Source organism: Pseudomonas sp. TR47, assembly GCF_044143025.1.
Classification (GTDB): Bacteria; Pseudomonadota; Gammaproteobacteria; order Pseudomonadales; family Pseudomonadaceae; genus Aquipseudomonas; species Aquipseudomonas putida_E.
Genome location: NZ_JBHFCS010000019.1, coordinates 61,740 through 73,816 on the forward strand (window position 1 = coordinate 61,740; position 12,077 = coordinate 73,816).

At 63.2% G+C, this 12,077-nt stretch carries 9 protein-coding genes; all 9 read right to left on the reverse strand.

Features of this window, described 5'->3' with window-relative positions; genetic code table 11:
- Positions 1-73: 73 nt before the first annotated feature.
- Entirely contained in the window at positions 74-2,845 is a 2,772-nt protein-coding gene (locus tag ACEWE8_RS19075) for a hybrid sensor histidine kinase/response regulator (protein ID WP_046787840.1), read from the reverse strand.
- Positions 2,846-2,981: 136 nt separating this feature from the next.
- The gene (purD, locus tag ACEWE8_RS19080; protein WP_046787841.1) at positions 2,982-4,277 is read right to left on the reverse strand and encodes a phosphoribosylamine--glycine ligase; all 1,296 of its coding nucleotides are present in this window, start codon (positions 4,275-4,277) and stop codon (positions 2,982-2,984) included.
- A gap of 167 nt (positions 4,278-4,444) precedes the next feature.
- The gene (purH, locus tag ACEWE8_RS19085; RefSeq protein ID WP_115273798.1) at positions 4,445-6,052 is read right to left on the reverse strand and encodes a bifunctional phosphoribosylaminoimidazolecarboxamide formyltransferase/IMP cyclohydrolase; all 1,608 of its coding nucleotides are present in this window, start codon (positions 6,050-6,052) and stop codon (positions 4,445-4,447) included.
- 81 nt (positions 6,053-6,133) lie between these two features.
- The gene (gene fis, locus ACEWE8_RS19090; RefSeq protein WP_008093076.1) at positions 6,134-6,454 is read right to left on the reverse strand and encodes a DNA-binding transcriptional regulator Fis; all 321 of its coding nucleotides are present in this window, start codon (positions 6,452-6,454) and stop codon (positions 6,134-6,136) included.
- Positions 6,451-7,464 carry a tRNA dihydrouridine synthase DusB gene (dusB, locus tag ACEWE8_RS19095; protein ID WP_046787842.1) on the reverse strand — a complete coding sequence of 338 codons (1,014 nt, stop codon included), beginning with the start codon at positions 7,462-7,464 and terminating at the stop codon, positions 6,451-6,453. The genes fis and dusB overlap by 4 nt, the downstream gene beginning before the upstream one ends.
- 214 nt (positions 7,465-7,678) lie before the next feature.
- Positions 7,679-9,007: a DUF3426 domain-containing protein gene (locus ACEWE8_RS19100; RefSeq protein ID WP_395589346.1), complete on the reverse strand. Its 1,329-nt coding sequence runs from the start codon at positions 9,005-9,007 to the stop codon at positions 7,679-7,681.
- Between the two features lie 42 nt (positions 9,008-9,049).
- Positions 9,050-9,928: a 50S ribosomal protein L11 methyltransferase gene (prmA, locus tag ACEWE8_RS19105; protein WP_046787844.1), complete on the reverse strand. Its 879-nt coding sequence runs from the start codon at positions 9,926-9,928 to the stop codon at positions 9,050-9,052.
- A 294-nt stretch (positions 9,929-10,222) separates the two neighbouring features.
- Entirely contained in the window at positions 10,223-11,578 is a 1,356-nt protein-coding gene (accC, locus tag ACEWE8_RS19110) for an acetyl-CoA carboxylase biotin carboxylase subunit (protein ID WP_012316407.1), read from the reverse strand.
- A gap of 17 nt (positions 11,579-11,595) precedes the next feature.
- A complete protein-coding gene (gene accB, locus ACEWE8_RS19115; protein WP_046787845.1) occupies positions 11,596-12,054 on the reverse strand; it encodes an acetyl-CoA carboxylase biotin carboxyl carrier protein in 459 nt (152 codons plus the stop codon).
- Between the last annotated feature and the right edge of the window lie 23 nt (positions 12,055-12,077).

Here is a 12,077-nt window from a genome sequence, read left to right on the forward strand (position 1 = left end):
GGTGCTGCTGAAATTCTGGGGCTGCTGCGCAGCCCTTTCGCGACACAAGGCCGCTCCTACAGCGCTTTATCGGTTACGAAGTATGCAGCGGATCGGTCTTGGCTTCCCGCTGGTTCGCCCAATACTGGATCAACTCGCGCAATTGCGACAGCTCCACCGGCTTGGCCATGTGCCCGTCCATGCCGGCCAGCCGTGCGCGCTCTTTGTGTTCGGCCAGGATGTGCGCGGTCAGTGCCACCACCGGGGTGCGCGGGCGCTGGTTGGCGACTTCCCAGGCGCGCAGTTGCTGGGTGGCAGAGAAACCATCCAGTACCGGCATTTCACAATCCATCAGCACCAGGTCATAACGCTGGGCCTTCATGGCCTGCAGGGCTTCCTCACCATTGCTGGCGGTGTCCGGTTCGAGGTTGAGTTTGCCCAGCATGCCGCGGATCACCTTGGTCGAGATGCTGTTGTCCTCGGCGACCAGCACGCGGAAGTCGCCCGGCAGCTCGTGGGTGGGCGGTGTGCCTGGCAAGGGCGTCGGCACGGTCTGTTCGCGGCCGCGCTGGGCCAGCTCCTCGGCCAGAGTGGTCTTGAGGGTGTAGCCGGCCACCGGTTTGGCCAGGATGCGCTTGACCCCGGCATTACGGGCAATGACTTTGCTCGGTGCATTGCTGATACCGGTGAGCATCACCACGAGGATGTCGTGGTTCAGGCTTGGGTCTTCCTTGATCTTGGCCGCCAGCTGCATGCCGGTCATGCCCGGCATGTTCTGGTCGAGCAAGACCGCGTCGAAGTAGTCACGCAGGTGCGCCTTGGTCCGTAGCAGGGCCAAGGCCTCCTTGCCCGAGGGTACGGCACTCACGTTCATGCCCCAGGCGCTGCACTGCTGCACCAGCACCTTGCGGCAGGTGTCGTTGTCGTCCACCACCAGCACCCGGGCGTCGCGCAATGGGCTGTCGAGGTCGGCCAAGGGTTGCTCCAGGCGAGAGGGGTCGAGCGGCAGGGTCAGCCACAGGGTGTTGCCCATGCTGGTGCTGCTCTTGATGCCGAACTCGCCTTGCATCAGGCCGATCAACTGCTTGGCGATGATCAGCCCAAGGTGGCCGCCAAGCTTGTTGCTGGAAAGGAAGTGATGGCTGTGCAGCTCTGCCTGCAGCAGGGCTTCACGTTCGGCCGCAGGCAGTGGCTCGCCGCTGTCCTGCACGGCGATCCGCAGGCGCGGCACCTCGCCGCGCTGGTCCAGTGCAACGACCAGGAGGATTTCGCCCTGGTCGGTATTTTTCAGGGCGTTTTCCAGCAGGCTGGAGAGGGCCTGGCGCAGGCGCGTCGGGTCACCGCTGATGACCCGTGGTACCTGCGGCTGGGTGAAGCTGATCAGCTCGATGTTCTGTTGTTCGGCCTTGGCGCGGAAGATGTTCAGGCAGTCTTCGATCAGGGCATTGAGGTCGAACTGCACATCGTCCAGTTCGATCTGTCGCGACTCGAGTTTGGAAATGTCGAGAATTTCGTTGATCAGTGTGAGCAGTTCGTTGCCGGCGCTGTGGATGGTCTGCACGTAGTCACGTTGTTTGACCGACAGTGGCGTGCCCAGCAGCAGTTCGGTCATGCCCAGCACGCCGTTCATGGGCGTGCGGATTTCATGGCTGATCTTGGCCAGGAACTCGGCCTTGGCATTGATTTCGGCATCGCTGGCCGCCAGTGCGCGGCTGGCGCTGAAGCGCTCTTCGCTCATCCGCCGCAGGCGCTCGCTGACCGCCAGGTTGAGCAGCAGGCCGCTGGCCACCGTCAACCCGAGCAGAATGCACAGCAGCCAGGGCGTCGAGGTGCGGGTCAGGCCAAGCAGGGCCGGCAGCAGCACCAGCCCGCCCAGGTTGAACACCACCATGGCCAGGCTGAACAGGCGTGCCGGCGCATAACCTTTGTACCAGTGGTAGCTGCTGACCAGCAGCATGCTCACACTGCCCAGGGCCAGCAGGGCGTAGGTCATCAGGTTGAGCGGCAGGGTATCCACGAACAGCAGGATCAGGCCGCTGACCCCGGCCACCAGCATTTCGCCCTGCAGCAAGCGATTGAGCTGCGGTGAGTTGCAGCGCGAGAAGAAGTGCTGGGTGAAATACAGCCCCGCGAGGCCCGCCAGTACCAGGGTCAGGTAGGCGGCCGGGGTTTGCGCGCTGTGCCACAGGTGCCACCAGGGGCCGCTGAGGTTGAGCAGGATCAGGCCGCTGAGCAGCATCAGCCCATGGTACAGCGCAAGGATCAGGGTGGTGCTGGAGCGGGTGTACAGAAAGCGGATCAGGTTGTGCAGTATGAGCATGACCAGGCCGCCGAAGAGCATGCCGAACAGCAACGGCTGGCCATGGTTTGAAGCGGCGACTGCCGCAGGCTCCAGGCTGATGGCCGGGCGCAGCTGATGCTCGGAAACCAGGCGCAGGTAGATGTCCACCGCTTTGCGGCTGTTTGGCAGGGGCAATACGTGATCGCTGCCGCGCAGGGTCGTGCTGGCGTTGCCGGCCTGGCGCCCGTGGTGCAGCTGGCGTAGTAGCCTGTCGCCGTCGAGGGCGTAGAGGTCCAGGCGTGAAAGGTCCGGGGCAAAGACCCGCAGCAGTTGCTCCTGGTCACCCGGTTCGAGGCGATAGTGCAGCCACAGGGCCTGTTGCGCCGGTGCGGCATCGAGGTCGCTCAGCGTAGTAGGGCTGAACTGGTTGCGATAGCGATCCGAGCGGACGTCGCTCAATTGCAGGTTGGCTTGTTCGTCGAGCAAAACGGACCAGCCTCCGCCTTGGTCAGCCGAAGCCGGGAGCAGGCAGAGCAGGGTCAGCAAGCTGACGATCAGAGCTGTGGCAATCCGAAGCCGACGCACTACGAGATCCCTTCCTAGCTGATGTGCCGTGTAGTAACTATGCGCGGCGCGCCAAGTCGAAGGCAAGGCCCGCGATGGGGCCCTGTCGACGAGCCGAAGGCCGCATGCGCAAGACGCTGCGGCTATCCGGTAAAGGTTATTGCTGGTGTTCACCGCGCTCGCGGGCGATAGCCCGGTAGCCGATGTCGGTACGGTAGAAGCTACCGTTCCAGGTGACTTCCTTGGCCAGGCGGTAAGCCTGCTGCTGGGCATCGGCAACCGTGCTGCCCATGGCCGTGGCGCAGAGCACGCGGCCACCGTTGGTCACTACCTGGCCGTCCTTGAGCGAAGTACCGGCATGGAACACCTTGCCTTCGATCTTGGCTGCGGCCTCCAGGCCGCTGATCGCGTCGCCCTTGGCGTAGTCGCCCGGGTAACCGCCGGCAGCCAGCACCACACCCAGGCTTGGGCGGGGGTCCCACTGCGCTTCGACCTTGTCCAGCGCCTTGGCGAAAGCGGCTTCGATCAGCAGCACCAGGCTCGACTCCAGGCGCAGCATGACCGGCTGGGTTTCCGGGTCGCCAAAGCGGCAGTTGAACTCGATGACCTTGGGGTTGCCCGCCTTGTCGATCATCAGGCCGGCATACAGGAAGCCGGTGTACACGTTGCCTTCTTCGGCCATGCCGCGCACGGTCGGCCAGATCACCTGGTCCATCACGCGCTGGTGTACATCGGCGGTAACGACCGGGGCAGGGGAGTAGGCACCCATACCGCCCGTGTTCGGGCCGGTGTCCTGGTCACCGACGCGCTTGTGGTCCTGGCTGGTGGCCATTGGCAGCACGTTGTGGCCGTCGACCATCACGATGAAGCTGGCTTCCTCGCCGTCGAGGAACTCTTCGATCACCACGCGCGAACCGGCGTCGCCAAAGGCGTTGCCCGCGAGCATGTCACGCACGGCGGCTTCGGCTTCTTCCAGGGTCATGGCGACGATCACGCCTTTGCCTGCGGCCAGGCCGTCGGCCTTGATCACGATCGGCGCGCCTTTTTCCTGCAGGTAGGCCAGGGCCGGCTCGATCTCGGTGAAGTTCTGGTAGTCGGCGGTCGGGATCTTGTGGCGAGCCAGGAAGTCCTTGGTGAAGGCCTTGGAACCTTCCAGCTGGGCCGCGCCCTTGGTCGGGCCGAAGCAGTCCAGGCCGCGGCTGCGGAACAGGTCGACCACACCGATGACCAGCGGCGCCTCGGGGCCCACGATGGTCAGGTCGACGTTCTTCTCGGCGAAGTCTGCCAGTTGCTCAAGGGCGGTGACGTCGATGGCAACGTTCTCGCACTTGGCTTCAATGGCGGTACCGGCGTTGCCGGGGGCGACGAATACTTTCTCGACGCGTGGGTCCTGGGCGACTTTCCAGGCCAGGGCGTGCTCACGGCCGCCGCTGCCGATGATCAAAACTTTCATTACAGGCTCCTTCGGAGAAGCTGCAAGCTGCAAGCGTCAAGCAAAAGCGGTTCGCGCTGATCCTTTCAAATGCTCACAACTCAGGGATTCAAGGGGCTGTGGCTGCAAGCAGGAGCGACTGGGCCTGCTCTTGCTTGCAGCTTGCAGCTTAAAGCTTGCCGCTGCTATCAGTGGCGGAAGTGGCGCATACCGGTGAACACCATCGCGATGCCAGCTTCGTCGGCAGCGGCGATGACTTCAGCATCGCGCATCGAACCACCTGGCTGGATCACGGCGCTGATACCCACTTTAGCTGCATTGTCGATGCCATCACGGAACGGGAAGAACGCGTCCGACGCCATGACCGCACCTTGCACCTGCAGGCCGGCATGCTCTGCCTTGATGGCCGCGATGCGCGCGGAGTTGACGCGGCTCATCTGGCCGGCGCCCACGCCGATGGTCTGGCGCTGCTTGGCGTAGACGATGGCGTTGGACTTGACGAACTTGGCCACTTTCCAGGCGAACACCAGGTCGTGGATTTCCTGCTCGGTCGGTGCACGCTTGGTGACGATCTTCAGGTCATCTGCGGTGATCATGCCGTTGTCGCGGCTCTGCACCAGCAGGCCACCGTTGACGCGCTTGAAGTCCCAACCAGCGGCGCGTTCGGCTGGCCACTCGCCGCACTCCAGCAGACGTACGTTTTGCTTGGCAGCCACCACGTCGCGGGCAGCCTGGGAGATTTTCGGGGCGATGATCACTTCGACGAACTGGCGCTCGACGATGGCCTGGGCGGTTTCGCCATCCAGTTCGCGGTTGAAGGCGATGATCCCGCCGAAGGCCGATTCGGTGTCGGTAGCGTAGGCCAGGTCGTAGGCCTTGCGGATACCGCCCTCGTCTTCAGGCACCACGGCGACGCCGCATGGGTTGGCGTGCTTGACGATGACGCAGGCCGGCTTGACGAAGCTCTTCACGCACTCGAGCGCGGCGTCGGTGTCGGCCACGTTGTTGAACGACAGCTCCTTGCCCTGCAGCTGGATGGCGGTAGAAACGCTGGCTTCGCCTTTGTTGGCTTCAACGTAGAACGCCGCGCTCTGGTGCGGGTTCTCGCCGTAGCGCATTTCCTGAGCCTTGACGAACTGGCTGTTGAAGGTGCGCGGGAACTCGCTGCGCGCTTCGGTGGACAGCGTGTCCTTGGCCTGGTCGATGGTGCCCATGTAGTTGGCGATCATGCCGTCGTAAGCGGCAGTGTGCTCGAAGGCCTTGAGCATCAGGTCGAAACGCTGGGCGTAGGTCAGGCCGCCGGCCTTGAGGCCCTCGAGGACGCTGGCGTAGTCGCCGGCGTTGACCACGATAGCGACGTCCTTGTGGTTCTTGGCAGCCGAACGGACCATGGTCGGGCCACCGATGTCGATGTTCTCGATGGCGGTCGGCAGGTCACAGCCAGGTTTTGCGATGGTGGCTTCGAATGGGTACAGGTTGACGGCGACCAGATCGATCGGCTTGATGCCGTGCTCGTTCATGATGGCGTCGTCGACACCGCGACGGCCGAGGATGCCGCCGTGAATCTTCGGGTGCAGGGTCTTGACCCGGCCGTCCATCATTTCGGCGAAGCCGGTGTAGTCGGCCACTTCCACCGCGTTCACGCCGTTGTCCTTGAGCAGCTTGTAGGTGCCGCCGGTGGACAGGATCTCGACACCGAGCTGCTGCAGCTCACGAGCGAATTCGAGGATACCGGTCTTGTCGGAGACGCTGATCAGGGCGCGGCGGACTGGCAGGCGGGTAGTCTGGTCGGTCATTTCGGATTCCAATAACGCGGTGGAGTCAGCAAAAAAGGCGCCTCTGTTCAGGGAGCCGCCTTTTCTGATTGGGATTCTGGCTTACAACAAGTCGTACTGCTTGAGTTTCTTGCGCAGGGTGCCTCGGTTGAGCCCGAGCATCTCGCTGGCCTTGGTCTGGTTGCCCTTGACGTAATTCATCACGCTTTCGAGCAGGGGCGCCTCGACTTCGGAGAGCACCAGGTTGTACACGTCAGTGACGGTAGCGCCTTCCAGGTGTGCGAAGTAGTTGTGCAGCGCCTTCTCGACGCTGTCACGAAGGGTCTGGCCCTCTTCGCTCGGCGTGTTGAGGTGCTGTTTGAGGTTGGCGTTGTCGCTCACGGGCGTTGTTCCACTCACTAATGTCTCGGTCATCATCGTCATGCGGCCACCCCTTGTCCGTCCTCTGTCTCAAGGCTCTGTCGACGTTCGCTGAAATACGCTCGAACGTTGGCGCACTGCGCTTGTGTGTCTTCCAAAGCGTTGAACCGGGAGCGAAACTCCTTGCCGCCGGGTCGTGTTGCCAGGTACCAGCCAACGTGCTTGCGGGCGATACGTACGCCCATCACATCGCCATAGAAGGCGTGCAGCGCGGCAAGGTGCTCCAGCAGGATACGTTCCACTTCGTCCAGCTGCGGGGCCGGCAAATACTGGCCAGTCCCCAGGTAATGCTCGATCTCGCGAAAGATCCAGGGCCGCCCCTGGGCGGCCCTGCCAATCAGCAGACCGTCGACGCCGGTGGCGTCCAGCACCGCCCGGGCCTTTTCTGGCGAAGTGATATCGCCGTTGGCAAAAACCGGGATGGACACCGCCTGCTTGATGGCAGCGATGGTGTCGTATTCGGCTTCGCCGGTGTACAGGTCGGCGCGTGTGCGGCCATGCACCGCCAGCGCCTGGATGCCAGCCTGCTCGGCGATCCTCGCCACGTTCAGGCCGTTCTTGTTCGCCCGGTCCCAACCGGTGCGGATCTTCAGGGTCACCGGGACGTCCACCGCGCCGACGACGGCGTGGAGAATCTCGCTGACCAAAGCTTCATCTCTCAATAAAGCAGAGCCTGCAGCTTTGTTGCAGACTTTTTTCGCCGGGCAACCCATGTTGATGTCGATGATCTGGGCGCCAGCTTCGACGTTGGCCCTGGCCGCCGCCGCCATCATCTGCGCATCGCCACCGGCGATCTGTACCGAGCGCGGCTCGGGATCGCCTTCGTGAATGCGGCGCAGGCTCGACTTGCGGCTGTTCCACAGGCTCATGTCGCTGCTGACCATCTCCGACACCACCATGCCCGCGCCCAGGCGCTTGCAAAGTGTACGGAAAGGCTGGTCCGTGACCCCGGCCATGGGCGCGAGGATCAGGTTGTTGCGTAGTGTGTATGGGCCGATGCGTACCGCCGACATAGGTGTTCCCTGTTGTGGGGCCGAATCATTGGAGTCGAAAAAGGGTTGGCATAATACCCGCTCTCGGTGACCGGATAAAGATGGATTTGGATAAATTCTGAACAGTTGTAGGCTTATGCCTTTGAGCTTCAAGCTTCAAGCTTCACGCTTCACGCGGCAAGAAGAAGCCAGACCGGTTGTCGGCTCGCTTCTCTTGCAGCTTGCCGCTCGGCGTTTATTCGGGCGAGCGGAAGCTTAGGCTGTAGTTCACTGCTTTCGGGCCAGGGTCGAGGATGTCCAGGGCAATGTGGATCGGCGTCTGGCTGGGCATTTCGCCCCGGCCGGCCAATTCACCCGAGAGATACTCGCTCGGCTTGAAGCGCCGGCTGGCGATCAATTGGCCATTGAGGTCGGCAAAACGCAGTTCCAGCAGCGGGAACGGCTGGGCGAAGGGCGCGCGGTTGTAGATGATCGCATCGACGATCAGCGCGCCCTTGAAGTCAGGGTGGCTGCGCACCACCAGGTTGCTGCTCTTGATTCGGCCGATGTCGACACGGGTGGGCACCTCGCAGCCAAGCATCGGGCACAGTTGCTGGAAGAGCGGGCGGTACTGATCCTGGCGTGCCATTTCGTCGAAATGGAACCACACGTACTGGAATGCCAGCAGGCCGGCGGCCAGCAGGGTGAGCAAGCCCCAGAGCACGCGTTTGCCCCAGTGGGGGCGCGGCTTCTCCCAGCCCAGTTGCAAAGGGTCGTCGACCACGTCGATGAGCGGCTCCTTGCGTGACGGGCGCTGGGGCCTGGCAGCGAAGCCAGGTTCAAGGCGCTCGCCAGTCAGCGCCGGGGCAGGGGTGTCATCGTGCGCCGCCAGATGCAGATCCGTATCGTCATCATCGCGGGCGCTCAGGCCTTTTTCGTGAACGGGTTCGTCATCTGGCGACAGCCGCTCGGATAAGTCGTGCGCGTTATCGCGCTCGGCAGCCCGATGCGTGGCAGGTTCATCATCGAAGTCCAGGTCCAGGTTGCCGTCCAGTGTGGGCTCGGTGCGATCGCCTGGGGCGGGCTCCAGGTCCAGTGGCTCCTGCTCCAGCAGTACCGGGGCGGGATCGACGGTTTCCAGCGGCTCATGGTGATCGTCGGTTGCATTACCGAACAGTGCGTCGCCATGGGGCTCGGCGGCGGGCTCGTCACGCCGCGCCTGCAGTGCATCGGCAGGGGCGGCAGGGCGCGGCTCGTCTGGCTTGCCACGGCGTTCGAGGCGGGCCAGTTCCTGGTCCAGGTCGAGTTCGTCGAGGGCTTGCGCTGTGGCTGCCCAGTCTTGCGGCTCGGCGGCTGAGCGCTCGCTGACCGGGAGCTCGGGCGCGGTGACGGGCGCGACCACCGGTATCGGCGGCACTGCCGGGGCGGCGCTGGCGCGGTTCTGCTCCAGCAGTTGCTTCGCCGCGTTGAACACCTGCAGGCAATGGCCGCAGCGCACTACGCCGCGCGCCACGCTCAACTGGTGATGGGTGACGCGAAAGCTGGTCTGGCAATGCGGGCACTGGGTGACGAAACTGTCGGTCATGCGGCGATCCGGGAGCTGTGCAGAGAAGTATTTTAGGCCCGCTTAGCGGCGGCGACCACTGATGCGCACCCAGCCGTCGCGCACGACGATCGGGTCCAGCTCGAAGTCGGCGGCGTAGGCCGCGGCGACCTCCTCACCCTGTTCGGCAAGGATGCCAGACAACGCGAGCAGGCCACCTGGGCGTACCAGGCCGGACAGCTGCGGCGCCAGCGAGACCAAAGGGCCAGCCAGGATATTGGCGACCAGCACGTCGGCCTGCATGGCCGGCATATGCTCGGGCAGGTACAGCGCCAGCTTCTCGTCGGCGACGCCATTGCGCTGGGCGTTGTCACGCGAGGCTTCGATGGCCTGCACGTCGATGTCGGTACCGACCGCTTCGCGTGCGCCCAACAACAATGCAGCGATGGCCAGAATGCCCGAGCCGCAGCCGAAGTCCAGCACCTGGGTGCCTTCGAGCTGTTGGCCGTCGAGCCATTCCAGGCACAGGGCGGTGGTCGGGTGGGTGCCGGTGCCGAAGGCCAGGCCAGGGTCAAGCAGCAGGTTGACTGCGTCCTTTTCCGGCGCTTCGTGCCAGCTTGGCACGATCCACAGGCGGCGGCCGAAGCGCATTGGCTGGAAATTGTCCATCCAGCTGCGTTCCCAATCCTGATCTTCGATCACTTCGGCCTGGTGTTCCGGCAGCTGCGCACCGGTCAGCAGGCGCAGGTGAGCGAATACCTGCTCAGGGTCGGCGTCCGCCTCGAACAGTGCCAGCAGGTGCGTGTGCGACCACAGCGGCGTGGTGTTGAGGTCGGGTTCGAAGATGGGCTGGTCTTCGGCGTCCATGAACGTGACCGATACGGCGCCGACTTCGAGCAGGGCGTCTTCGTAGGTTTCGGCTTGTTCCGGGCTGATGGCCAGGCGTACTTGCAGCCAAGGCATGGCGGGCACCTTTGGTAAATCGAGAGGGGCAGCCCGAGGCTGCGCGAAGGCTGGCAGTTTACGCGAGTGCGGTGTGTTTGTGGATGACTTGAGGGGCTGCCTTGCAGGCCAATCGCCGGCGAGCCGGGTCCCACGGGCCCTTCACTGTTTTTCAGTGCACTGATCTGACTGTAGGCGCAGGTTTGCCAGCGATCGGGCCGGTAACCGTGGTAGCGCATAACCGATGGCCTGAGAACAACCCCACAAAAAAACCCGGCACAAGGCCGGGTTTTTTGCTGCATCACGCTAACGCGATCACTCCTGGTTGGCCAGTTTGTGCTCGAGGTAGTGGATGTTCACGCCGCCTTTGCAGAAACCTTCATCACGCACCAGGTCGCGGTGCAGCGGGATGTTGGTCTTGATGCCGTCGACGACGATCTCGTCCAGGGCATTGCGCATGCGCGCCATGGCTTCGTCGCGGTCTTTGCCGTAGGTGATCAGCTTGCCGATCAGCGAGTCGTAGTTCGGCGGAACCGAATAACCGCTGTACAGGTGCGAATCGACGCGAACGCCGTTGCCACCCGGGGCGTGGAAGTGCTTGACCTTGCCTGGGCTCGGAATGAACTTCTTCGGGTCTTCGGCGTTGATCCGGCACTCCAGCGAGTGGCCGCGGATCACCACGTCTTCCTGACGGATCGACAGCTTGTTGCCAGCGGCGATGCTGAGCATCTCCTTGACGATGTCGATACCGGTGACCATCTCCGAGACCGGGTGCTCAACCTGCACACGGGTGTTCATTTCGATGAAGTAGAAACGGCCGTTTTCGTACAGGAACTCGAAAGTACCGGCGCCACGGTAGCCGATCTCGACGCACGCATCGACGCAACGCTTGAAGACTTCCTGGCGGGCCTTCTCGTCGATGCCCGGGGCAGGCGCTTCTTCAAGTACCTTCTGGTGACGACGCTGCAGCGAGCAGTCGCGGTCGCCCAGGTGGATGGCGTTGCCTTGGCCGTCGGACAGCACCTGAACTTCCACGTGGCGTGGGTTGGTCAGGAACTTCTCCAGGTAGACCATCGGGTTGCCGAAGGCTGCACCGGCTTCGGTACGGGTGAGCTTGGCCGAGGCGATCAGGTCCTCTTCCTTGTGCACCACGCGCATACCGCGACCACCACCACCACCGGCGGCCTTGATGATCACCGGGTAGCCGACATCACGCGCGATCGCCAGGGCGACCTCTTCGTCTTCCGGCAGCGGGCCATCGGAACCCGGTACGGTCGGTACGCCGGTCTTGATCATCGCGTCCTTGGCCGAAACCTTGTCGCCCATCAGGCGAATGGTGTCGGCGCGCGGGCCGATGAAGGCGAAACCGGACTTCTCCACCTGCTCGGCGAAGTCGGCGTTTTCCGCGAGGAAGCCGTAACCCGGGTGGATGGCGGTAGCGCCTGTCACTTCAGCGGCGGCGATGATCGCCGGGATGTGCAGGTACGAATCTTTGGACGAAGCAGGACCAATGCAGACCGACTCGTCTGCCAGGCCCAGGTGCATCAGTTCGCGGTCGGCCGTGGAGTGCACGGCGACGGTCTTGATGCCCAGTTCTTTGCAGGCACGCAGGATCCGCAGGGCAATTTCCCCGCGGTTGGCGATCAGGACTTTTTCCAGCTTCCCAGACATCGTTGGCTCTCCGCGAATCAAACGATGGTGAACAGCGGCTGGTCGAACTCAACCGGCTGACCGTCTTCCACCAGGATGGCGTCGATAACGCCGCCGACATCGGCTTCGATGTGGTTCATCATCTTCATCGCTTCGACGATGCACAGGGTGTCGCCTTTCTTCACGCTCTGGCCAACTTCAGCGAAGTTCGGCGAGGTCGGCGAAGGCTTGCGGTAGAAGGTACCGACCATTGGCGAACGGATCACGGTGCCTTTGAGGGCCGGGGCAGCGGCGGCAGCTTCGGCAACCGGGGCAGCAGCGGCCGGAGCAGCTACAGGCGCGGCAGCCATTGGCGCAGGTGCGTAGAACTGTTGAGCGGCTGGGGTCTTGCTGTGACGGCTGATACGGACCGACTCTTCGCCTTCCTTGATCTCCAGTTCGTCGATGCCAGACTCTTCCAGCAGCTCGATCAGTTTCTTGACTTTACGGATATCCATTAATCATCAACTCCCAAATGTTC